The following is a 22937-nucleotide window of genomic DNA, read 5'->3' as shown; positions in this document are numbered from 1 at the left end:
GGGGCGGCTGTCCAGCCGCCTGTCGCTCGGGAGGGATGCGGCGAATTTGCGGTTTCAACGGCGCGCGGGCGGGGCTATACGGGCGCGGGATTTGCAAACGCCGAAAGGACTGACATGGCCAACGTGGTTGTCGTGGGCGCCCAGTGGGGCGACGAAGGCAAGGGCAAGATCGTCGACTGGCTGAGCGAGCGGGCCGACGTGATCGCGCGGTTCCAGGGCGGGCACAATGCCGGCCACACGCTGGTGATCGAGGGCAAGGTCTACAAGCTGAACGCGCTGCCCTCGGGCGTTGTGCGGGGCGGCAAGCTGTCGGTGATCGGCAACGGGGTCGTGCTCGACCCCTGGCACCTGGTGCAGGAGATCGAGACGATCCGCGGGCAGGGGGTGGAGATCACGCCCGAGACGCTGATGATCGCCGAGAACACGCCGCTGATCCTGCCGTTCCATGGCGAGCTGGACCGGGCGCGCGAGTCGCAGAACTCGGTGGCGAAGATCGGCACCACGGGCCGCGGCATCGGGCCGGCCTACGAGGACAAGGTGGGGCGCCGGGTGATCCGGGTGGCCGACCTTGGCGACGACGCGACGCTGGAGTTGCGGGTCGATCGGGCGCTGGTGCACCACAACGCGCTGCGCCGGGGGCTTGGCCTGGGCGAGATCGATCGGGATGCGCTGATCGCGCAGCTGAAGGAGATCGCGCCGGAGATCCTGCAATATGCGGGCCCGGTGTGGAAGGTGATGAACGACAAGCGCAAGGCGGGCCGGCGGATTCTGTTCGAGGGGGCGCAGGGCGCGCTTCTGGACATCGATTTCGGCACCTACCCGTTCGTGACCTCGTCGAACGTGATCGCGGGGCAGGCGGCCACCGGCACCGGGATCGGGCCGGGCTCGATCGACTACGTGCTGGGGATCGTGAAAGCCTATACGACCCGCGTGGGCGAGGGGCCGTTTCCGACCGAGCTCGATGACGAGGACGGCCAGCGGCTGGGCGAGCGGGGCCGGGAGTTCGGCACCGTGACGGGCCGCAAGCGGCGCTGCGGGTGGTTTGACGCCTGTCTCGTGCGGCAGACCTGTGCGACGAGCGGGGTGAAGGGCATCGCGCTCACGAAGCTCGACGTGCTGGACGGGTTCGAGACGCTGAAGATCTGCGTGGGCTACGAGCTGGACGGTGCGCGGATGGATTACCTGCCGACCGCGGCGGATGCGCAGGCGCGCTGCACGCCGGTCTACGAGGAGATGCCGGGCTGGAGCGAGTCGACCGAGGGCGCGCGCAGCTGGGCCGACCTGCCGGCCAACGCGATCAAGTATGTCCGCCGGGTGGAGGAGTTGATCGACTGTCCGGTCGCGCTACTCTCCACCTCGCCGGAGCGGGAGGACACGATCCTCGTGACCGACCCCTTCGCCGACTGAACGCCAAGCCGACGGAACGAGGTGACATGCCCAAGCTGAGCTACAAGGCGCGCCGCCGCTGGTCATTGATCGTCCTGCTCGTGGGGCTGCCGCTGTACATCGTGGTGGCGGTGAATTTCACCGACTGGCTGCGTGCGCGGTATGACGGGTTGCCGGTGCTGGTGGAGCTTCTGGTCTTCGTGGGGCTGGGGTTCCTGTGGATGCTGCCGATGAAATCGGTCTTCATCGGCGTGGGCAAGGAAGACCCCGACAAGGAGCCGTGAGCCCGAAGGCGTTGGAAGGGGGCGCTGCCCCCTCGGCCTGCGGCCTCACCCCCGGGATACTTGCCCCAAGAAGAAGCAGGGGCGAGTTCCGGGCTTCTTCTTGGTCCAAATATCCCCGCCGGAGGCTTCCGAAATCGCGGCCGGGTGCCGTCAGTCGAGCTTGCGCGCCTCGTCGATGAGCATCACCGGAATGCCGCCGCGGATGGGGAAGGCGAGGCCCGCGGCCTTGCTGACGAGCTCTTGTGCCTGGGCGTCGTACTTGAGGGTGGTGTGGGTCTGCGGGCAGATCAGGGCCTCGAGCATGCGGCGGTCGGTGGCCGGGATTTCGGGCGTTTCGGTCATTGCAGGATTTCCTTGTCGTCGCCGCCGCGCAGGGCGTATTCGAGGAGTGTGACCAGCGTCTCGCGGCGGGTGGTCAGCGAGGGCGCTTCGAGCAGGGCCTGCTTGTCTTCCGGCTCGAACCCCAGGAGCATCGAGAGCGAGTTGATGAGCAGCTCGTCATCGGCCTCTTTCAGGGTGTCCCAGTCGGTCTGCAGCTCGCGCGATTCGAAATAGCGGCCCAGCAGGCTCATGAAGGAGGCGCGGTCGAAGCCCGCGTCGCTGTCGGCGGGGCCGAGGTCGCGGTCGAACCCGTCCCACGAGATGCGGGCGCGGCGGTAGGGGGTGAAGCCCTCGACCTCTTCGAGGACGCGGAAGCGGGAAATGCCGGTGAGCGTGATCATGTAGCGCCCGTCTTCGGTTTCCGACATCTGGGTCACCCGGCCGACGCAGCCGATGGTCTGCAGCCCGTCGGGATCCTTCCGGCCCGGCGCCATGCTGGGCTGGACCATGCCGATCAGCCGGCCGGGGGTTTTCAGGGCGTCATCCAGCATGGCCAGATAGCGCGGCTCGAAAAGATGCAACGGCAGCCTCGAGCGCGGGAGAAGGAGTGCCCCGGTCAGTGGAAAGACCGGGATCACGTCGGGGAGATCGGCCTGGTTGAACATGTGACTCAACCTAGGCTGTTCCCCCGCTCAGGCAAATATCATCGAGCTTAATTTTCTGCGGCCGTTCAGGACGATGGGGTCGTTCGGCTTGAGCGCCTCGAAAATGGTGAAGAGCTGGTGCTTGGCGGCCTCATCGTTCCATTCGCGGTCGCGCTGGAAGAGCTCGAGCAGCTGGTCGACCGCTTCCTGCGTGCGGCCGTTGGCATGCAGGGCCTGGGCGAGGTCGAAGCGGGCCTGGTGGTCGTCGGGGTTGGCCTCGACCGCCGCCGTGAGTTCGCCCACGGGGCCGGCGCCCGCCGCCTGCTTGGCGAGGTCGAGCGCGGCGTGCGCGGCTTCCAGCTCAGGCGCCTTGGAAATCTCGGCAGGCGCACCGTTGAGGATGGCCTCGGCCTGTTCGAGATCGTCCAGCGCGATATGGGCGCGGACGAGGCCGGCATAGGCGCGGGCGCTCTTGTCGTCTTCCTGCAGGATGGCGGCGAAGGTCTGGGCCGCGTCGGTGGCGGCGCCCTGGTCGAGCATTTCCTCGGCTGCCGTCAGCGCGTCGTCGAGGCCGCCGCTGGCGTCACCGCCGGACTGGCCCACGACACGGTCGACGAAGGCCTCGATCTCGGAGGGGGCCACTGCGCCCTGGAAGCCGTCGATCGGCTGGCCTTGCCAGAATGCGTAGACCGTCGGGATCGACTGCACGCGCAGCTGGCCGGCGATCATCTGGTTCTCGTCGACGTTGACCTTGGCCATCTTCACGGCGCCCTTGGCCTTGGTCACGGCGGCCTCGAGCGCGGGCCCGAGCGTCTTGCAGGGGCCGCACCACGGCGCCCAGAAATCGACGATGACGGGTACGGTCTGGCTGGCTTCGATCACCTCGGCCATGAAGTCGGCCTCGGAGACATCCTTGATCAGGTCGCCGGCGGCGGGGGAGGTCTGGTTTTGGCCCAGTTCCAGCATTGTCGTCTCCTTCGGATTAATGTTGCCCCCAATATGTGGACGGGGGCCGTGAAGTCAAAGGTCAAAGCTCGCGAAAACCGGGGCGTGGTCGCTTGGTTTTTCCCAGCCGCGGGCGGGGCGGAGGATGCGGCTGGAATGGGCGGCGTTCGCGATGTCGGGGCTGGCCCAGATATGATCGAGCCGGCGGCCCTTGTCGGCGGCGTCCCAGTCGCGGGCGCGGTAGGACCACCAGCTGTAGAGCTGCCCTTCGGGGATGTCGGCGCGGGTGACGTCGGCCCAGCCGCCGGCTTCCATCACGTCGTTGAGGTGCTCGACCTCGATGGGGGTGTGGCTGACCACCTTGAGGAGCTGCTTGTGCGACCAGACGTCATCTTCCCGCGGGGCGATGTTGAGATCGCCGACGAGGATGGATTTCGAGGGCGCCTCGTCGCGGCACCAGTCGCGCATCTCGGTGAGGTAGTCGAGCTTCTGGCCGAATTTCTCGTTCACCTCGCGGTCGGGCACGTCGCCGCCGGCGGGGACGTAGAAATTGTGGATCGTCACGCCGTTTTCCAGCCGCCCGGCGATGTGGCGGGCGTGGCCGAGCTTGGCGAAGTCGTGCACGCCCACCTCCTCGATGGGCTGCTTGGAGAAGATGGCGACGCCGTTATAGCCCTTCTGGCCGCGGGCGATCATGTGGGTGTAGCCGAGGTTGGCGAACATCTCGGTGGGGATCTTCTCCACCGGGCTCTTGCATTCCTGCAGGCAGAGGATGTCGGGGGCCTCTTCCTTCATCAGCTTGGCGACGATGGGCGCGCGCAGGCGGACCGAGTTGATGTTCCAGGTGGCGAGGGTGAAAGGCATGTGCGGTCTCCGCTGTCGTTCGCGCGACAGGTAACGGGCGGGCCGGGAAACGTCCAGCCCGCGCCGCGGGCGATTTTTCAGGGACGGGGTCATGGATGGGGCGCAGAGGGCGTGCGCAACGTGCCGCGGCGCCGCATTTTGGAATTGACCGGTGCGTCGGGGGCGCCATAAAATTTCTCTCGTATTTGACGTAATCCATTTGGAGACCCGCGCATGGCAGACATGTCCTCCCCCGCAGCACCGGACCGGCAACAGACCGTTCCGCCCCAGCGGGGCATCAACGCGTTCCTGGGGGGCGTGAAGGCGCTGGTCGAGGCGAACCCGCTGCTGTCGGTCCTGAGCGGTATCGTGCTGTTTCTCGTGGGGTGGTTCGGCAATCTCGGGCTGGATACCGTCTATCGCACCGTCTTTCCGGATCAGGAGATGATCCGCGCGCAGGTGCTGCGGGAGCAGATCAACGCGAAGACCGATACGATCGGCGCGAAACTGGCGGTGATGGAGGCAAACCTGTCGAAGGTGGGAGACGACGGGGAGGAGGCGAAGGCCTTCCTCGCCGCCGCCGAGACGGTGATGCGGGAGCTGGAGGGGCTGCAGCCGGAGATTTCTCAACTGGCCAGCGAGGCGGACCGCTATACCGCGCGGCTGGCCAGCGCCAAGGCGAGCGAGCTGGCCAGCACGGGGCAGAGCGCACAGGCGGATTTTATCCTGCCGCTCAACGGCGGCATGACCTTGTGCCCGTCACGGTTCACCTTTGCGGTGACGCGGTCGCCCACGCCGGGGCATGTCTACATGACCCTGTCGCAGGAGGGGCAGTCGCAAGCCGGATCGCTTATTCCGGGGCAGAACCTGCGGCTTGACGGGCCGAGCGAGAGCCTGACCGTCAGCTATCTCGGGCCGCAGGGCGACACCGGGGCGCATCGGTTCAACTTTGCCTGTACCGACGGCTGACGCGGGTCAGACGCCGTTGGGGGCCAGCAGCACCTTGCCGTTGCGTTCGCCCGCGGCGGTGTAGGCGGCGGCCTCGGCGATGTCGTCGAGGGCGAAGTGGCGGTCGACCGGGGCGTTGAGCTTGCCGCTGGCGACGAGGGCGGTCAGCTCGCCGTAGACCTGGTTGCGGCGGTCGGCCGTGGCCTGCTGAAACCATTGCGCCAGCCAGAAGCCCTTGAGGGTGATGCCCGAGAAGATCAGCGTCTTGGCGTCGAGGGGGGCCGGGGCCATGCTCATGGCGCCATAGCTGACCAGCGTGCCGCCCGGGGCAAGCGTGTCGGCGAGCCGCGCCATCGTGTCGCCCGCCACCGCGTCGAGGGCGAGGCGGATGGGCGCGGTGTCGGTGGCTTGGGCCACGTCGCGGGGGAGGGTGTCGCTGTCGACGAGGACGGCGTCGGCGCCCATCTCCCTGAGCCCGGCAACGGCGCTTTCACGGCGCACCACGCAGGCGACTTTCAGCCCACGCGCATGGGCAAGCTGGATGACATAGGCGCCCACGGCGGAATTGGCGGCGGACTGGATGATCCAGTCGCCTTTCGCGAGCTCGACGAAATCGTCGATGAGCAGGTAGGCGGTGGCCGGGTTGATGGCGAGCATGGCCAGCTGGTCGAGATCGGCCTCGGGCAGGGGCGTGAAGATGCCGGCGTCGCCGACCATCTCGGTGACCCATGTGCCGCTGCCTGCGGGCAGGAGGACGAGCTGACCGTCTTCGAGGCCGGTGCCGTTGGCATCGGTCACGCGGCCCACGCCTTCGTTGCCCGGGATGGTGGGAAGATCGGGGCGGACGCCGTACTGCCCGGCGATCTGCAGCAGGTCGGAGGGGTTGATGGGGGTGCGCAGCACCTCGACGCGGGCTTCGGAGGCGCCGAGGGCGGGGTCTTCGGTTTCGACGCATTTCAGCACCGTGGCCGGGTCGCCGAACTCTTCGTGGATCACGGATTTCATCGGGAGGCTCCTTTGGTTGCTGATCCCGATATTGGGGCTTGGGGCGGATATGCCAAACGGTGACGCGGCGGGAGGGGGGAGGGAAGTGCCGCGGGCCGGGGTTGGACCGGCCTGGATGGGCCTGATGTATGCGTCGCCAGAGGGGGGGGCGCAAAAAAAGCCCCGGCGCAATGGCCGGGGCAGTCCAACAGGGAGGTGCATGTGATGACCCGCACATGCAACGGGTGTCAGGGATAGCTAGGCGCCGAAATCGGTCTGTGCAATGATCTCGGTCAAATTCTCTTATGCCATCAGCCGGTAACCGCCGGATTCCGTCACGAGAAGCTTGGCATTCGACGGATCGGGCTCGATTTTCTGGCGCAGGCGGTAGATGTGGGTCTCCAGCGTGTGGGTGGTGACGCCGGCGTTGTAGCCCCAGACCTCGTGCAGGAGCACGTCGCGCGGCACCACGCCTTCGGTCGAGCGGTAGAGGAACTTGAGGATGTTCGTCTCTTTCTCGGTGAGGCGGATCTTCTTGTCGTCCTCGGTGAGCAGGACCTTCATGGCGGGCTTGAAGGTATACGGGCCCAGTTGGAAAACGGCGTCCTCGGATTGCTCGTGTTGGCGGAGCTGGGCGCGGATGCGGGCGAGCAGGACGGGGAACTTGAAGGGCTTGGTGATGTAGTCGTTGGCGCCCGCGTCGAGGCCGAGGATGGTGTCGGCGTCGCCGTCATGGCCCGTCAGCATCAGGATCGGCGCCTTGACGCCCTGCTTGCGCATCAGGCGGCAGAGCTCGCGCCCGTCGGTGTCAGGCAGGCCCACGTCGAGGATCACGAGGTCGTGGATCATGTCCTTGGCGCGCTGCATCGCTTCGGCGCCGGTACCGGCTTCGAAGACGTCGAAATCCTCGGTCATCACCAGTTGTTCGCCGAGCGCCTCGCGCAGGTCTTCGTCATCGTCGACCAGAAGGATTTTCTTGAGCTGTGCCATGTTCGGGTGTCCTCGTCTCGTTTCGGCAGATGTGTGCCGTAGCGTCGCCCGGGGCAAGGAATATGACATTGCGTTCACGGCCAAGTGTTGCGGGGTGGCCAATTGTTTCAATTCGTTGCAAAAGACGCTACATCCAGACTTCAACCGTTGCGCGCCGGGATGTGACCGCATGAGCCTTGCCCCTGACCTGACCGAAATCCTTGCGCGGGCGCGCAGCGATCTGCGCATGGGCGTGCCCGTGGTGCTGACGGGGCCCGAGGGGGCGCTGCTGGTGCTGGCGGCGGAAACGCTGGAGGCGCGGCGGCTGGCGGATATCAAGGCGCTGGGCGGGCCGCCGGTGGTGGTGATCAGCGCGCGGCGGGCGGAGACGTTGAAGGCGCGGCCCTATGACGGGGACCTGGCGCGGATCATCCTGCCGACGGATGCGGATTTGCAATGGGTGCTGGGCGTGGCCGACCCGGCCGACGACCTGCGCACGCCGATGAAGGGGCCGCTGGTGTCTGAGCGGGGCGGGAGTGCCGATCTGCACCGGCTGGCGCTGAAGCTTGCGAAATCGGCGCGGCTGTTGCCGGCGGTGCTGGTGCTGCCGTTGAAGAATGCGCCGGCGTTCTCGCAGGAGCGGCGGCTGACGGTGGTGGATGGCGTCGCGGCGGCACCGCTGCTGGAGCTGGCCAGCCCCCTCAACCCCGTGGTGAGCGCGCGGCTGCCGCTGGAGGTGTCGGAGGCGGGCAAGCTGCACATCTTCCGGCCCGAGGATGGCGGCGAGGAGCATTACGCCATCGAGATCGGCCAGCCGCCGCGGGATGCGCCGGTGCTGGCGCGGCTGCATTCGGCCTGTTTCACCGGTGACCTGATGGGATCGCTGAAATGCGATTGCGGCCCGCAGCTGCGCGGGGCGCTGGCGCAGATGGGCGAGGAGGGGGCGGGCGTGCTGCTCTACCTCAACCAGGAGGGGCGGGGGATCGGCCTTGCCAACAAGATGCGCGCCTACAGCTTGCAGGACCAGGGGTTCGACACGGTCGAGGCAAATCACCGGCTGGGCTTCGAGGATGACGAGCGCGATTTCCGGATCGGGGCGGATATTCTCAAGCGGATGGGGTTTTCGGCGGTGCGGCTTCTGACCAACAACCCGGCGAAGATCGCGATGATGCAACAGAACGGCATCGAGGTGGCCGAGCGGGTGCCGCTGAAAGTGGGCGAGACGGCGCATAACCGGGCCTACCTGGCGACCAAGGCGAAGAAATCCGGGCACCTGTTATAGGCTGAGAGGTGGGGAGCCTCCGGCGGGGATATTTTGGGCCAGAAGAAGCCTGGGGTGTGCGCCTCTGCTTCTTCTTGGTGGAAATATCCCGGGGAGCTTGAGGGGCTGGCCCCTCAATCATCTGGCGGCGCGGGCTTTCATGACGTCGCGGCCGAGGTTCAGCGTGTAGGCAGAGAGTTCTTCCAGGGCGGTTTCGGCGGTGGTGCTGTCGCCGGCTTCGATGGCGTCGGCGATGCGGGTGTGGAAGGCCACGATCGCCTCACGCGAGCGGGCCGTGAAGGTGATCATGTTCATCAGGGGCTGCATCGCCTCGACCGCGCCGGCGAGTTGGTAGCTGAGCACCGGGTTGCCGGCGGCATCGACCAGTGCGCGGTGGAAGGTGACGTCGGAGGCGCAGAAGCTTTCATCCGACAGGCCGGGCTGGCCCTGGCGGTGGATCTCGGCGCGCATGGTGGCGAGGTGGTCGGGCGTGCGGCGGGTGGCGGCGAGCGGGGTGCAGGCGCGTTCGAGGGCGTAGCGGGCCTCGCAGGCGGTCTCGAAGCTGACGCCGTTCATCGACAGGAGCAGGGTGGAGGTGGTGATCTGCTGGCCATAGGCCTCTTCGTAGGAGAGCCGGTTGACGAAGGCGCCGCCGAAGGCGCCGCGCTGGGTGCGGATGAGGGATTGGGCGGCGAGGCGCTTGAGGGCCTCGCGCACGGTGGGGCGGGAGACGTTGAATTGCTCGGCCAGTTCCGCCTCGGAGGGCAGGCGTTCGCCGGTGATCATCCGCCCCTCTACGATGGCGTCGCGGATCGCGGTGGCGATCTGGGCCGAGAGGTCGGCCTTCTGGGGTTTTGCAGTTTCCATTTGTCATACATTTAAATGTCTGACATTTTCCCCGCAAGGGACGAGTCGGGAAGGGAGGCCCATGCGCGACACTTTTGCCATGCCGCTTCGCAGCCTTTTGTGGCTGGCTTTCTTTGCCGGGATTCTCGTGTCGTGGGCGTGGCTCTACCAGATGGCGATCGGCATGGATCTCGACCTGATCGGGCGGCCGGGCGAGATGGCAAAGCGGATGGCCGCGATGGACCCGCGCATGGACATGTACATGCCCATGGCCGAGTTCTGGCCGCTCTTTGCCATGTGGGCGGTGATGATGGCGGCGATGATGCTGCCGACGCTGGTGCCGACATTGCGGGCCTATGAGGATCTGATCACGGCTGCCAACGGAAGCTGGGGCGGCTGGGTTGGCGTTCTGGGAGGATACGCCATCGTATGGATCGGCTTTGCCGCCGCGATCACGGCCGTGCAGCTGGCGCTGCTGTTCGGCGGGGTGATCGACATGCTGGGGATACCGAAGTCGATGCTTTTTTCGGGCGGGTTGCTGATCGCCGTGGGGGCGTTCCAGTTCAGCCGCACGAAGGAAGTCTGCCACGGCGTGTGTCACAGCCCGATGAGCTATTACCTTGGCCACTGGCGCCCCGGCGCGCTGGGCGGCCTTAGGATGGGGCTGGGGCTGGGGGCCTATTGCGCCGGCTGTTGCTGGGGGTTCATGGCGCTGGGCTTTGTCGGGGGGATGATGAGCCTTCTGTGGATGGGCCTGGCGACGCTGTTCATGGTTCTGGAAAAACTGCCCGAGATCGGCCACCGTGTGGTGAAGCCGATGGGCGTGGTGCTTATTGCGGGCGGGCTGGTGGTTCTGGCCTGGCCGTTTGTGACGGGAGGATAAAGAGATGGCCCTGAAACGCAGGCAGGATGCCGACAAGCTGCCGATTTCGCAGCGGATCGACAACCGGATGGCGAACCCCAAGCGGCGGAAGATGACGCCGACGGAGTGGAAGATAAAGGGCGAGCTGTTCCTCAACTGCTCGTGCGAGGTTTTCTGCCCCTGCGTGGTCAGCCTTGGCAAGCACCCGCCGACGGAGGGCGACTGCAAGGCGTGGATGGCGATTGCCATAGACGAGGGGCATTACGAGGGGGAAGACCTGTCGGGCTTGAACGTCGGGCTAATGGTCGAGATTCCCGGCCGGATGGCCGAGGGCGGCTGGAAGGTGGCGGCTTACGTCGACGAGCGGGCGAGCGGGAAGGCGTATAATGGCATCCTGCAGATCTTTTCCGGCGCCGCCGGGGGCACGACGGGGCTGTTTACGATGCTGGTCAGCGACATCGTGGGCGCCGAGCGCGAGAAGGTCGAGATTGTCCGCGAAGGCAAGCGGCGGGGCCTTTACATCGGGCGCAAGATACAGGGCGAGATCGAGATGATCGACGGGGCGAGCCCGGATCATCCGGTGATGATCTCGAATTCGAAATACTGGATGGGTCCGGACATCATCGCCGCGCGCGGGACGAAGTCGCGGGTGCGGGATTACGGACGGATCTGGGATTTCGGCGGCAAGTCGGCCGAAATCTGCCCGATCGACTGGGGCGGACCCAAGTAGGGAGCGGCGGAGATGATCACGCCTGACTATTGCCGCCTGATGGCGCGTTACAATGCCTGGCAGAACCGCCAGATCGAGAAGGCGTTGCAGGCGGTGTCGCTTGAAGACCTCAAGGCCGATCACGGGGCGTTCTTCGGCTCGATCCTCGGCACGCTGAACCACCTTGTCTGGGCCGACCAGATGTGGATGAGCCGGTTCGACAGGAAGTTCGAGAAACCGGAGGTCGGGGTCAAGGGGAGCACCGAGCTGTTTCCGACGCTGGGGGCGTGGAGCGCCGAGCGGTTCCGGATGGACGGGGTGCTGTCGCGCTGGGCGGCGGAGTTGCATGCGATCGACCTGACCGGGAGCTTTTCGTTCTACTCGGGGTCGGTGGGCTGCGAGGTGAGCCGGCCGATCGCGCCTTGCGTGATCCACATGTTCAACCACCAGACCCATCACCGCGGGCAGTTGCATGCGATGATGACGAAGACCGGGCTGGAGGCGCCGGTGACCGACCTGTTTCTCATGCCGGACGAGGAGTGAGCCCGATGGGTGCGCCGCTTTTGTCGCCGTCGCGCCGGTTGCGCCGGACGCCGTTCTCGGAAGGTGTCGAGGCGGCCGGGGTGAAGGCCTACACGGTTTACAATCACATGCTTCTGCCGACGGTGTTCCGGTCGGTGGAGGAGGATTACCATCACCTCAAGGAGGCGGTGCAGGTCTGGGATGTCGCCTGTGAGCGGCAGGTGGAACTGCGTGGGCCCGATGCCGGGCGGCTGATGCAGATGCTGACGCCGCGGGATCTGCGGGGGATGCTGCCGGGGCAGTGCTATTACATGCCGATCGTCGACGAGACCGGGGGCATGCTGAACGATCCGGTGGCGGTGAAGCTGGCGGAGGACCGGTTCTGGATCTCGATTGCCGACAGCGACCTGCTGTTCTGGGTGAACGGCGTGGCGCAGGGCTGGCGTCTGGATGTGCTGATCGACGAGCCCGATATCTCGCCACTGGCGGTGCAGGGGCCCAAGGCCGAGGAGCTGATGGCGCGGGTCTTTGGCGATGCAGCGCGGGATATCCGGTTTTTCCGGTTTGCGCCGCTGGAGTTCCAGGGGCGGATGCATGTCGTGGCGCGCTCGGGCTATTCGAAACAGGGCGGCTACGAGATTTACGTGGATGGCACGGATGCCGGGATGCCCTTGTGGAATGCGTTGATGGAGGCGGGGAAGGATCTGGACGTGCATGCCGGGTGCCCCAACCTGATCGAGCGGGTGGAGAGCGGCTTGCTGAGTTACGGCAATGACATGACCGACGACAACACGCCGCATGAATGCGGGCTGGGCCGGTTCTGCAACACGCAATCGGCGGTGGGGTGCATCGGACGCGATGCGTTGCTGCGCGTGGCCAAGGAAGGGCCGGTGCAGCAGATCCGGGCGCTGGCGATCGAGGGGCCGCGGGTGCCCGTCTGTGACAAGTGGTGGCCGGTGACGGCGCGGGGCAAGACGGTGGGGCGGGTGAGCTCGGCCGTGTGGAGCCCGGATTTCGATACGAATGTCGCCATCGGCATGGTGCGCCTGACCCATTGGGATCCGGGCGATATCGTCGAGGTGCATACGCCCGACGGGGTGCGGCCGGCCGAGGTGCAGGCCGCGTTCTGGAACTGAGAGCCGGGCGGGCGCGGTGAAACCCGCAAGGGTTTCCGGCGTTTTTCCCGGAGTATTTTGAGACAGATGAAACGGGGCCGCCGGCCCTGTCACGGAAAGGAGCGAGACATGTTCAACGCACTGGTCGTCGAGAAGGACGAAGAGAGCGGCAAGACTTCCGCCGAGGTCAAGCAGATCGGCGAAGAGGATCTGCCCCATGCCGACGTGACGGTGGCGGTGGAATATTCCACGGTGAACTACAAGGACGGGCTGTGCATCGGGCCGGGCGGCGGGTTGGTGCGGAAATATCCGCACGTGCCGGGGATCGACTTTGCCGGGACCGTCGAGTCGAGTGACGATGACCGCTACAAGCCCGGTGACAAGGTGGTGCTGACCGGCTGGCGCGTGGGCGAGGCGCATTGGGGCGGTTATTCGCAGAAGGCGCGGGTGAAGGCCGATTGGCTGGTGCCGCTGCCCGAGGGCCTCGATACGCGGCAGGCGATGGCGGTGGGCACCGCCGGCTTTACCGCGATGCTGGCGGTGATGGCGCTGGAGGACCAGGGGCTGAAGACCGGACCGGTGCTGGTGACCGGGGCCGCGGGTGGCGTTGGTAGCGTGGCGACGGCGATCCTGGCCAATCTCGGGCACGAGGTGGCGGCCGTCACCGGGCGGCCGGAGCAGGAAGAGTACTTGAAGGCGCTGGGCGCCAGCCGGATCGTGCCGCGCGAGGAACTGACGGAGGTCACCAAGAAGCCGCTGGAGCAGGAGACCTGGGGCGGCTGTATCGATGCCGTGGCGGGTGCGATGCTGGGCCGGGTTCTGAAGCAGATGGAATATGGCAGCTCGGTCGCGGCGATTGGCCTGGCCGGGGGCGCGGCGATCGAAGGCGCGCTGATCACGCCGTTCATCCTGCGGGGTGTGAACCTGCTGGGGATCGACAGCGTGATGCAGCCCTATGAGAACCGCGTGCGCGCGTGGGAGCGGATCGCCAAGGACCTGCCGATGGACAAGCTGGAGGCGATGGTGCAGCCGGCGACCCTGTCGGATCTGCCGGGTCTGGGCAAGGATATCCTGAAAGGGCAGGTAAAGGGGCGCGTCGTGGTGGACGTGAACGCCTGAGCCGGCGATTTACACCGGGATCGGATGGCGGGCCGCGTGGCATGCGCGGCCCGCTTTCCATTTCAGGGCCGGTGACGTAGGGGATGGGGCCCGGGCGATGTTTTGGCAGAGGGCAGGGGCTTGATCGAGTACGACCGCGGGAAACCGCTGATCTTCACGCATATCCCCAAGACGGCGGGTACCTCGGTGCGGGCCGTGTTCGAGGGGTGGTTCGGCGACAACCTGCGCCACCATTACGGCCAGCCGCCCGAGCGGCACGATGTTGAGGCGTTGCATTCGCCCGAGCATCCGCTGGTGCTTTACGGGCATTTCAACGGTGGGCGGAACCTGGCGGCGTGGGAGCATTACCCGCAGATCGACCAGTTCGTCACCATTCTGAGAGACCCGTGGGAGCGGCACCTGTCGCTGTATTTCTTCGCGAAGCGGCGGCAGAGCTGGAAGAACTACAGCCACTTCAAGTCGATCGGGACGCTCGAGGAATTCCTGCAGGGCGAGGAAACGAATTTTCACAACTTCTTTCCCGAGCCGCTGACCCGGGAGAATTTCAGGGATGTCATCGAGAGCCGGTTCGTCGAGATCGGTATCGTCGAGCAGCTTCAGGCATCTCTGGCACGGATCAGCGACCGGCTCGGGGTGCCGTTCGACCCGGGGCAGGTGCCCCATGTCAACGCCGAGCCGCGGGAGGAGGAGATTCCGACCTGGCTGAAGGACAGGTTCCGGGGCATTCACGCGCTGGAATACGAAGTCTACGATTACGTGCGCGAGACCTACGAACGGGGCTGACGCGGCGCGGCGTTCACGCTATGGTTTGAGGAGTTGCCCGGCTCGACCGCGGTGAGGCGCTTTGCCTTGCGGTCTTTTTCCCGGCCCGGTGGCACCCGCGGGGTGCCCGAGGCCATCCGTGGGAAAACACGGGACATTGCGCATCTTTCTGCCGAATCACATATGGGACTGAAGCGATTCCTGGCCGATTCTTTGGGATTCTGGCAGGATTCAGGTGGGATCGGCAGGGATCTGCAAAAAATTTTGGGAAATCACGGGAATTCTGGCCCAGGCTTCAAGATCACAAGATATTGTGTTGATTTGAGGTGAGATATCTAGGGAAGGGGTGAAGTGGCCCGAAATTGGCACATTATCTTGTTTTCACAGGGGGTCGAAATCAATATAATGTAGTCAGTTCCCGGAAAAAGTTATTGCTTTCCATGAATTCCCATGGCATCCCTTTAATCACGATGAGGACGGGATCAAGGGGCGCAACAAAGACCCCGAAACAAAACTCCCAAGTCAGGTTTCATACAGGCACCCGCTTTCATCGAACCAAGAGATCCGGCGCGCGGGCGAGCAGACATCCCCCCAGGTGGCGCGCGCAGTCGGACACCCGCTCAGCGGGACGAGGGCGGCGGATTGGGCACTGGCAGCAGCTCAATCCGCCGTTTCGTTTTTGGGGTTATGGCGACGCAGGGGGTGAAGGAGAGGCAGGCCCGTGGTTTCGAGTTTCCTGGGCGAGTTCAACCAGAAGGTTGACAGCAAGGGTCGGATGTCGATCCCTGCTGATTTTCGCTCTGTGCTCGCCGAGGGTGATGCCCGATATCCCGAAAATCCGCTGATCCGGCTGGTCGTGTTGCACGGGCCGCATCTCAAGCATTGCCTGCACGCGTATACGGTCGAGGCGATGGCCGAGATCGAGGCCGGGATCAACCGCTTGCCGCGCGGCTCGGTCGAGCGGAAGCGTGCCTCGCGGCTCATTCTCGCCAAGGCGTGGAAAACCGAGATCGACAAGGATGGGCGTATCGTTCTTCCCCAACGGCTGCGTCAGCAGATCGGGCTGGAGAGTGAGGCCACGATGGTCGCGATGGGCGACTATTTCGAGATCTGGAATGCCGACACCTACGAAGAGATGGAATCGGCCGAGACCGAGGCGTGGCTGGAAGAGCTGCCGGACGATTTCGACCCGCTGTCGATGATCAACCCGCCAGGCGAGGGTTGAGCGATGGGACAGGCTGCCACCGAAGGTCCCCATGTTCCTGTTCTTATCGAGCCTTTGCTGCGGGCGGTTGCCCCGGTCGAGGGCGTGTGGATCGACGGCACGCTGGGCGCGGGCGGGTATACGCGGCGGTTGCTGGAGGCCGGGGCGGAGACGGTGATCGGCATCGACCGGGATCCGCTGGCGCTGGAGATCGCGCAGGAATGGGCCGGGGCGTATGGCGAGCGGGTGAAGCTGGTGCAGAGCACGTTTTCGCATATGGACGAGGCCGCGGAGGCCGTGGATGGCGTTGTGCTGGATCTGGGCGTGTCCTCGATGCAGCTTGACCGGGCCGAGCGGGGGTTTTCCTTCATGAAGGACGGCCCGCTCGACATGCGGATGAGCCAGGAGGGGCCGAGCGCGGCCGACCTGGTGAACAATTCCGAAGAAGCGGCGCTGGCCGATATCCTGTTTCTTTACGGCGAGGAGCGGGCCAGCCGAAGGATTGCCAGGGCGATCGTCAAGGCACGCGAGGTGGAGCCGATCACGACCACGGCCGCGCTGGCCGAGATCTGCGAGCGGAGCCTGCCGCGGCCCAAGCCGGGGCAGGCGCATCCGGCGACGCGGAGCTTCCAGGCACTGAGGATTGCCGTGAACGACGAGTATGCCGAGTTGGTCGAGGGGCTGGAGGCCGCCGAGCGCGTGCTGCGCCCCGGTGGGCAGTTGGCCGTCGTGAGTTTTCATTCGATCGAGGACCGGATCGTGAAACGGTTTTTGCAGATCAAGTCGGATACCGGGGGCGGGGGCAGCCGCCACGCGCCGGCCGAGGCCGAACGCGAACCGCAATTCACCATCGGGCATCGCAAGGCGATCGGTCCGGACAAGGACGAGCTGGCCCGCAACCCGCGTGCCCGCAGCGCCAAGCTGCGGGTGGCGGTGCGGACCGGGGCAAGGCCTGTGCCGGCCGACCGTGCCGCGCTTGGCATGCCGCAACTCAAGAGGGGATTCTGATGCGCAGTCTGTTCTACGTGCTCACCGCATTGTCGGTCATCGGTCTGGCCTTCTGGGCCTATCACGAGAATTACACCACGCAGGAGGCGCAGGCGCGGGCCGAGCGCCTGCAGCTTCGGATCGGCGAGGAGCGGCAGCGGCTTCGGATGCTGCGGGCCGAGTGGGCCTATCTCAACCGGCCGCAGCGGCTGCGCGACCTGGCGGATATCAATTTCGACCGGCTGGGGCTTTTGCCGCTGCAGCCGTACCAGTTCGGCAAGATCGACCAGGTGTCGTTTCCCAAGCGTGATCCGCTGCCGATCACCAACCCGGTGGACGTGATGAACATGGAGGTGGGGCAATGATCCGCACGCCGCTGCGCCCGCTGGCGCGTATCCTTCCGGCCCGCGCCCGGGGCGAGAACCCCGACGCGATCGAACGCGAGAACATCCGTGCCCGGCACGAGGAGATGCGCGACAAGGCGCGGACCCGGGCCGAGGGGCGGCTTCTGGTGCTGGGGCTGTTCTTCCTGTGTGCCTTCACCGTGATCGGCGGGCGGATGGGGGTTCTGGCCAATACCGAGCCGAGCGAGCCGCGCACCAGCGTGGCGGGCGCCGATATCCTGGCGCAGCGGGCGGATATCGTCGACCGGAAGGGCCGGATCCTCGCCACCAATTTCGAGACGCACAGCCTTTATGCCCAGCCGCAGCAGATGATCGAGCCGGTGCGCGCCGCCGACGAGCTGGTGAAGATTTTCCCCGATCTCGATCATGCGCGGCTGGTGAAGGATTTCAGTGGTAAGCGCAAGTTCCTGTGGATCAAGAAGAAACTGAGCCCCGAGCAGAAACAGGCGGTGCATGATATCGGCGAGCCGGGCCTGTTGTTCGGTCCGCGCGAGATGCGGCTTTATCCCAATGGCAAGCTGGCCGCGCATGTGCTGGGCGGGGCGAGTTTCGGGCGTGAGGGGGTCTATGCGGCCGAGGTGATTGGCGTGGCCGGGATCGAGAAGTTCTACGATGAACGCCTGCGGGATCCGGCAAAGGGGCATGAGCCGCTGACGCTGTCGCTGGACCTGTCGGTGCAGGCGGCGATCGAGCGGGTTCTGTATGGCGGCATGAGCCTGATGAATGCCAAGGGTGCCGCCGCGGTGCTGATGGATGTGCAGACGGGCGAGCTGATCTCGCTGGCGTCGCTGCCGGATTTCGACCCAAATGACCGGCCGCGCCCGCCGACCAAGGGCAACGCGTCGGACAGCCCGCTGTTCAACCGGGCGGTGCAGGGGCTCTACGAGCTGGGCTCGACCTTCAAGATCTTCGCGATGGCACAGGCGCTGGAGCTGCGGCTGGTGACCCCGGAGACCATGGTCGACACGCGCGGCCCGCTGACATGGGGCAAGTTCCGGATCCGGGATTTCCACGACTACGGCTCGCAGTTGTCGGCGACCAAGGTGATCGTGAAGTCGTCGAATATCGGCACCGCACGGGTGGCGCAGATGATCGGGGCGGAGCGGCAGCAGGAGTTCCTGAAATCGCTGGGTTTCTTCGAGCCGACCGGGGTCGAGCTGGTCGAGGCGGCGGGCGCGAAGCCGCTGTTGCCGCCGAAATGGTCGGAGCTTTCAACGATGACGATTTCCTATGGGCACGGGCTTTCGGCAAGCCCGCTGCACCTGGCCTCGGCCTATGCGACGATCGCCAATGGCGGGCACAAGGTGACGCCGACGCTGTTGCGCCAGCCGAAGGGGCAGCTGGGGGCCGAGGTGATGTCGGAGCAGACCGCCGCCAAGTCGATGGCGATGCTGCGGAAGGTGGTGAGCGAGGGCACCGCGTCGCTGGGCGAGGTGCCGGGCTATGCGGTGGCCGGCAAGACCGGGACGGCCGACAAGCCGAAGGAGAACGGCCGGGGCTATTACGAGGACAAGGTGATCGCCACGTTCGCCAGCGCGTTTCCCGCGCATGATCCGAAATACGTGCTGGTCGTGTCGCTGGACGAGCCGGTGGAAACCTCGGGCGACATTCCGCGCCGCACCGCCGGCTGGACCGCCGTGCCGGTGGCCGCCGAGATCATACGTCGCGTCGCGCCTTTGCTGGGTCTGAGACCCGAGATTGAACCCGGACAGTTGGCTGGTATAACGCTGACATCGAACTAGTCCGAACGGGCGATATCACGAGGCGAATGCGGTGGGTCGACGGAAATCATTGGCAGAGCTTGGCCTGACCGCGCAAGGCGGCAGGAAAGCCGAGATCACCGGGCTTGCGGTGGACAGTCGCGAGGTGAGGGAGGGGTTCCTCTTCGCCGCGCTGCCGGGCACGCGGGTGCATGGGGGCGAGTTCATCCAGTACGCGCTGCGGATGGGCGCCGGGGCGATCCTGACGGATGCCGACGGCGCGCGGATCGCCGAGGCCGAACTGGCCGAGAGCGAGGCCGCGCTGATCGTGACGGAAGACCCGCGGCAGGCGCTGTCCTATTGCGCGGCGCTGTGGTTCGGGGCGCAGCCGGAGACGGTGGTGGCCGTCACGGGAACGAACGGCAAGACCTCCGTGGCGAGCTTTACGCGGCAGATCTGGACGGCGCTGGGGTTCGAGGCGGTGAGCATCGGTACCACCGGGGTCGAGGGCGCCTATGAGGTGCCGCTGAAGCATACGACGCCCGAGCCCATTACCCTGCACCGGGTTCTGGCCGAGAGCGAGGCTGCGGGGGTGACCCATGCGGCGATGGAGGCGTCGAGCCACGGGCTGGCGCAGAGGCGGCTGGACGGGGTCAGGATCGCGGCGGCGGGGTTTACCAACCTGACGCAGGATCACCTCGACTATCACGCTGATCTTGACGAATATTTCTCGGCCAAGGCGGGGCTGTTCACGCGGGTTTTGTCTGAGGATGGCGTGGCTGTCATCAATGTCGATGACGAGCGGGGCCGGGACATGGCGGCGATCGCGCGCTCGCGCGGGCAGGAAGTGCTGAGCGTCGGGCGACGCGACGGGGCCGATCTGCATATCATCGCGCGGAGTTTCGCGCCGACGGGGCAGGTGCTGCGGTTCCAGTGGCATGGCCGCGTGGGGCAGGCGGAGCTGGGCCTGATCGGCGGGTTCCAGTCGGAGAACGTGCTTCTGGCCGCGGGACTGGCGATTGGCGCGGGGGCCGACCCGGACCAGGTGTTCGACACGTTGCCGCGGATGCAGACCGTGCGGGGGCGGATGCAGCTGGCCGCGCGGCGGGTGAACGGCGCGTCGGTTTTCGTGGACTATGCCCATACGCCGGGCGCCGTGGAGACGGCGATCAAGGCGCTCAGGCCGCATGTGATGGGCCGGCTTTTGGTGATCGTGGGCGCGGGGGGCGACCGGGATCGCACCAAGCGCCCGCTGATGGGGCAGGCGGCGGCGGAACATGCCGACCTGGTGATCGTGACCGACGACAACCCGCGCAGCGAGGACCCGGCGTCGATCCGCTCGGCGGTGATGCTGGGCTGCCCCGAGGCGCTGGAAGTGGGCGACCGGGCCGAGGCGATTTTGCGCGGGGTCGATGCGCTGGGGCCGGGGGATGCGCTCTTGATCACCGGCAAGGGGCATGAGACGGGCCAGATCGTGGGCGACAACATCTTTCCCTTCGATGACAGCGAGCAGGCCAGCGTTGCCGTGGCGGCGCTTGACGGCGGGCTGGCATGACGCTGTGGACGGCGGCAGAGGCAGCCGAGGCCACTGGCGGGCAGGCGATCGGGGACTGGCGGGCGACGGGCGTTTCGATCGATACGCGGACGTTGATGCCGGGGGACATGTTTGTGGCGCTGAAGGCGGCGCGGGACGGGCATGATTTCGTGCAGGCGGCGCTGGAAGGCGGTGCCGGGGCGGCGATGGTCACCCATGTGCCGGACGGCGTGGCCGAGGATGCGCCGCTTCTGATCGTGGAGGATGTGCAGGCCGGGCTCGAGGCGTTGGGGCGCGCGGGCCGGGAAAGGGCCAAGGCACGGGTCGTGGCGGTGACCGGGTCGGTCGGCAAGACCTCGACCAAGGAGATGCTGCGGCATGTGCTGGGGTCGCAGGGCAAGACCCATGCGGCCGAGGCGAGCTATAACAACCACTGGGGCGTGCCGCTGACGCTGGCGCGGCTGCCGGTGGATGCGAAATACGCCGTGATCGAGATCGGCATGAACCACCCCGGCGAGATCGCGCCGCTGACGAAGATGGCGCGGCCGCATGTGGCGGTGATCACCACGGTGGCGCCGGCGCACCTGGAGGCGTTCGAGTCGATCGAGGGGATCGCACGGGAAAAGGCCACGATCTTCGAGGGGCTGGAGCCGGGCGGGGTGGCCGTGCTGAAGGGCGACCTGGCGACGACGCCGATCCTGATCGAGGCGGCGGAGCGTCATGCGGCGAAGATCGTGACGTTCGGCACGGCGCCGGGGAACCATCACCGCCTGCTGAAGACCGAAGTGCATGAGCGGGTGACCGTGGGCCATGCACGGATCTGGCGGACGCCGGTCGTTTTCAAGGTGGGCGTGGCGGGGCGGCATTTTGCCGAGAACGCCCTTGCCGTGCTGGCCGCTGTCTGGCAGGTGGGCGCCGACCGCGGCGTGGCGATCACCGATCTGGCACGCTGGCATCCGCCGTCGGGGCGCGGCACGCGGGACGTGCTGCAGCTCGACAGTGGCGACGAGACGTGGACGATCGACCTGATCGACGATGCCTTCAACGCCAACCCCGCGTCGATGGCGGCCTCGCTCGACATGCTGGTCGCCGCACAGCCGCGGGATGATATCGGCCGCATCGCCAAGGGCCGGCGGATCGCCATCCTGGGCGACATGCTGGAGCTGGGCGAGGGTGAGATCGCGCTGCACGCCGCGCTGGCGGAGTTGCCGCAGATGCGCGATATAGACGAGGTGCATTGCGTGGGCCCGCGTATGAAGGCGCTTTGGGAGGCTCTGCCCGAAGACCAGCGCGGCCATCACGTGAAGAGTGCCGAGAAACTGGCCGAGCGGGCGCACCGGCTGGTCGATGCGGGTGACGTGGTGCTGGTCAAGGGCTCGAAGGGCAGCCGCGTGAGCCTTGTGGTCGACGCGCTGCGCAAGGCGGGCCGGGCGCTTCGGCGCGAAGAAGAGGACGACTGAATGCTCTACTGGTTGACCCTGTTTTCGGATGGCGGCGATTTCTTCAACCTGTTCCGCTATATCACCTTCCGGGCAGGCGGGGCGTTCATGACCGCGCTTGTCTTCGGGTTCCTGTTCGGGCGGCCGCTGATCCTGGTGCTGCGCAAGCGGCAGGGCAAGGGCCAGCCGATCCGGACGGACGGGCCGGAGGGGCATATCACGAAATCGGGCACGCCGACGATGGGCGGCCTGCTGATCGTGGGGGCGTTGATGACGTCCTCGCTTCTGTGGGCAAGGCTCGACAATGCCTATGTGTGGATGGTGCTGTTCGTGACGCTGGCCTTCGGGCTGATCGGGTTCTGGGACGATTATTCGAAAGTGTCGAAGCAGAACACCAAGGGCGTGCCCGGCAAGGTTCGGCTTTTGCTGGGTTTTGCCATCGCCGGGATCGCGGCCTACTGGGCCACGCTGAACCATCCGGCGGAGTTGCAGTATCAACTGGCCCTGCCGTTTTTCAAGGACCTGCTGGTGAATATGGGCGTGTTCTTCATTCCCTTCGCGATGTTCGTGGTGGTGGGCGCGGCCAATGCCGTGAACCTGACGGACGGGCTGGATGGCCTTGCGATCATGCCGGTGATGATTGCGGCGGGCGCGCTGGGGATTATCGCCTATGCCGTGGGCCGGGTCGATTTCACGGAATATCTCGAGGTGCACTACGTGCCCGGGTCGGGCGAGATCCTCGTTTTCGTGGCAGGGCTTGTCGGCGGGGGGCTGGGGTTCCTGTGGTACAATGCGCCGCCGGCGGCGGTGTTCATGGGCGATACCGGGTCGCTGGCTTTGGGCGGCGCGCTGGGGGCCATCGCGGTGGTGACCAAGCACGAGATCGTGCTGGGCATCGTCGGGGGGCTTTTCGTGGTCGAGGCGCTGTCTGTGATCATCCAGGTGATCTATTTCAAGCGCACCGGCAAGCGGGTGTTCCTGATGGCGCCGATCCACCACCATTACGAGAAGAAGGGCTGGGCCGAGCCGACCATCGTGATCCGGTTCTGGATCATCGCGCTTATCCTGGCGATGATCGGGCTGGCGACGCTGAAGGTGCGGTGAGGCATGGCGGCAGGCCATGCGGCATGGTGGGTTGGCACCCACCCT

General features: G+C 66.1%; 24 protein-coding genes. 17 read left to right on the top strand and 7 right to left on the bottom strand.

The genetic code is table 11. The features are described from left to right. Window positions 1-114: 114 nt before the first annotated feature. Window positions 115-1407: an adenylosuccinate synthase gene (locus tag RIdsm_RS16335; protein ID WP_057818671.1), complete on the top strand. Its 1293-nt coding sequence runs from the start codon at window positions 115-117 to the stop codon at window positions 1405-1407. Window positions 1408-1433: 26 nt separating this feature from the next. Then, the gene (locus RIdsm_RS16330; RefSeq protein WP_057818670.1) at window positions 1434-1670 is read left to right on the top strand and encodes a DUF2842 domain-containing protein; all 237 of its coding nucleotides are present in this window, start codon (window positions 1434-1436) and stop codon (window positions 1668-1670) included. Window positions 1671-1820: 150 nt separating this feature from the next. Here RIdsm_RS16330 and RIdsm_RS16325 read toward each other — a convergent pair whose 3' ends face one another. Genes RIdsm_RS16325 through xth form a run of 4 tightly spaced genes read right to left on the bottom strand, consistent with a single transcriptional unit; the run spans window position 1821 to window position 4444 of the window. Continuing rightward, complete coding sequence (locus RIdsm_RS16325) at window positions 1821-2012, bottom strand: Trm112 family protein (RefSeq protein ID WP_057818668.1); 192 nt, start codon at window positions 2010-2012, stop codon at window positions 1821-1823. Further along, complete coding sequence (locus tag RIdsm_RS16320) at window positions 2009-2656, bottom strand: LON peptidase substrate-binding domain-containing protein (protein ID WP_057818666.1); 648 nt, start codon at window positions 2654-2656, stop codon at window positions 2009-2011. The genes RIdsm_RS16325 and RIdsm_RS16320 overlap by 4 nt, the downstream gene beginning before the upstream one ends. 27 nt (window positions 2657-2683) lie before the next feature. Continuing rightward, on the bottom strand, window positions 2684-3601 hold the full coding sequence (locus RIdsm_RS16315) for a thioredoxin family protein (RefSeq protein WP_057818664.1): 918 nt from the start codon (window positions 3599-3601) through the stop codon (window positions 2684-2686). 54 nt (window positions 3602-3655) lie between these two features. Next, window positions 3656-4444, bottom strand: coding sequence for an exodeoxyribonuclease III (gene xth, locus RIdsm_RS16310; protein WP_057818662.1), 789 nt, complete (start codon window positions 4442-4444; stop codon window positions 3656-3658). Window positions 4445-4657: 213 nt separating this feature from the next. On the opposite strand from xth, the gene RIdsm_RS16305 reads away from it, so the two are divergent. Further along, window positions 4658-5392, top strand: a complete 735-nt coding sequence (locus RIdsm_RS16305; protein WP_057818661.1) for a hypothetical protein — start codon at window positions 4658-4660, stop codon at window positions 5390-5392. A gap of 6 nt (window positions 5393-5398) precedes the next feature. On the opposite strand, the gene RIdsm_RS16300 is transcribed toward RIdsm_RS16305, so the two are convergent. Together RIdsm_RS16300 and RIdsm_RS16295 are read right to left on the bottom strand one after the other, a co-directional pair. Further along, window positions 5399-6376, bottom strand: coding sequence for a zinc-dependent alcohol dehydrogenase family protein (locus RIdsm_RS16300; RefSeq protein WP_057818659.1), 978 nt, complete (start codon window positions 6374-6376; stop codon window positions 5399-5401). A 282-nt stretch (window positions 6377-6658) separates the two neighbouring features. Continuing rightward, window positions 6659-7345 carry a response regulator transcription factor gene (locus RIdsm_RS16295; RefSeq protein WP_057818650.1) on the bottom strand — a complete coding sequence of 229 codons (687 nt, stop codon included), beginning with the start codon at window positions 7343-7345 and terminating at the stop codon, window positions 6659-6661. Between the two features lie 169 nt (window positions 7346-7514). Here RIdsm_RS16295 and ribA point away from each other — a divergent pair, with 169 nt between their 5' ends. Further along, window positions 7515-8606 carry a GTP cyclohydrolase II gene (ribA, locus tag RIdsm_RS16290; protein ID WP_057818649.1) on the top strand — a complete coding sequence of 364 codons (1092 nt, stop codon included), beginning with the start codon at window positions 7515-7517 and terminating at the stop codon, window positions 8604-8606. 117 nt (window positions 8607-8723) lie between these two features. Here the strand turns inward: ribA and RIdsm_RS16285 are convergent, their stop codons facing one another. Then, on the bottom strand, window positions 8724-9452 hold the full coding sequence (locus tag RIdsm_RS16285; protein ID WP_057818647.1) for a FadR/GntR family transcriptional regulator: 729 nt from the start codon (window positions 9450-9452) through the stop codon (window positions 8724-8726). Between the two features lie 61 nt (window positions 9453-9513). On the opposite strand from RIdsm_RS16285, the gene RIdsm_RS16280 reads away from it, so the two are divergent. From RIdsm_RS16280 to mraY, 13 genes are all read left to right on the top strand, one after another. Continuing rightward, a complete protein-coding gene (locus tag RIdsm_RS16280) occupies window positions 9514-10314 on the top strand; it encodes a DUF2182 domain-containing protein (protein WP_082647465.1) in 801 nt (266 codons plus the stop codon). Between the two features lie 4 nt (window positions 10315-10318). Further along, window positions 10319-11023, top strand: coding sequence for a DUF1326 domain-containing protein (locus RIdsm_RS16275; protein ID WP_057818645.1), 705 nt, complete (start codon window positions 10319-10321; stop codon window positions 11021-11023). 12 nt (window positions 11024-11035) lie between these two features. Further along, window positions 11036-11545: a DinB family protein gene (locus tag RIdsm_RS16270; RefSeq protein WP_057818643.1), complete on the top strand. Its 510-nt coding sequence runs from the start codon at window positions 11036-11038 to the stop codon at window positions 11543-11545. 5 nt (window positions 11546-11550) lie between these two features. Further along, on the top strand, window positions 11551-12660 hold the full coding sequence (locus RIdsm_RS16265) for a dimethylsulfoniopropionate demethylase (RefSeq protein WP_057818642.1): 1110 nt from the start codon (window positions 11551-11553) through the stop codon (window positions 12658-12660). 108 nt (window positions 12661-12768) lie between these two features. Next, window positions 12769-13758 (top strand): acryloyl-CoA reductase, encoded by a 990-nt coding sequence (gene acuI, locus RIdsm_RS16260; protein WP_057818641.1) that lies wholly within the window; start codon window positions 12769-12771, stop codon window positions 13756-13758. Between the two features lie 120 nt (window positions 13759-13878). Beyond that, complete coding sequence (locus RIdsm_RS16255) at window positions 13879-14541, top strand: sulfotransferase family 2 domain-containing protein (RefSeq protein ID WP_057818640.1); 663 nt, start codon at window positions 13879-13881, stop codon at window positions 14539-14541. A 700-nt stretch (window positions 14542-15241) separates the two neighbouring features. Further along, the gene (locus RIdsm_RS16250) at window positions 15242-15745 is read left to right on the top strand and encodes a division/cell wall cluster transcriptional repressor MraZ (RefSeq protein WP_138179329.1); all 504 of its coding nucleotides are present in this window, start codon (window positions 15242-15244) and stop codon (window positions 15743-15745) included. A gap of 3 nt (window positions 15746-15748) precedes the next feature. Further along, complete coding sequence (gene rsmH, locus RIdsm_RS16245) at window positions 15749-16732, top strand: 16S rRNA (cytosine(1402)-N(4))-methyltransferase RsmH (protein WP_057818639.1); 984 nt, start codon at window positions 15749-15751, stop codon at window positions 16730-16732. Further along, on the top strand, window positions 16732-17076 hold the full coding sequence (gene ftsL, locus RIdsm_RS16240) for a cell division protein FtsL (RefSeq protein WP_177228365.1): 345 nt from the start codon (window positions 16732-16734) through the stop codon (window positions 17074-17076). Before rsmH ends, ftsL begins: the two co-directional genes overlap by 1 nt. Then, complete coding sequence (locus tag RIdsm_RS16235; protein ID WP_057818637.1) at window positions 17073-18857, top strand: peptidoglycan D,D-transpeptidase FtsI family protein; 1785 nt, start codon at window positions 17073-17075, stop codon at window positions 18855-18857. Before ftsL ends, RIdsm_RS16235 begins: the two co-directional genes overlap by 4 nt. Before the next feature lie 31 nt (window positions 18858-18888). Continuing rightward, window positions 18889-20370: a UDP-N-acetylmuramoyl-L-alanyl-D-glutamate--2,6-diaminopimelate ligase gene (locus RIdsm_RS16230; protein ID WP_057818635.1), complete on the top strand. Its 1482-nt coding sequence runs from the start codon at window positions 18889-18891 to the stop codon at window positions 20368-20370. After that, on the top strand, window positions 20367-21809 hold the full coding sequence (locus tag RIdsm_RS16225) for a UDP-N-acetylmuramoyl-tripeptide--D-alanyl-D-alanine ligase (protein WP_057818631.1): 1443 nt from the start codon (window positions 20367-20369) through the stop codon (window positions 21807-21809). The genes RIdsm_RS16230 and RIdsm_RS16225 overlap by 4 nt, the downstream gene beginning before the upstream one ends. Continuing rightward, window positions 21810-22892, top strand: a complete 1083-nt coding sequence (gene mraY, locus RIdsm_RS16220; RefSeq protein ID WP_057818629.1) for a phospho-N-acetylmuramoyl-pentapeptide-transferase — start codon at window positions 21810-21812, stop codon at window positions 22890-22892. The last annotated feature ends 45 nt before the right edge of the window (window positions 22893-22937 follow it).

This window comes from Roseovarius indicus, assembly GCF_008728195.1.
Lineage (GTDB): Bacteria > Pseudomonadota > Alphaproteobacteria > Rhodobacterales > Rhodobacteraceae > Roseovarius > Roseovarius indicus.
Note: the sequence above shows the minus strand (reverse complement) of the source record. Positions and strands in the feature narration are given on the sequence as shown.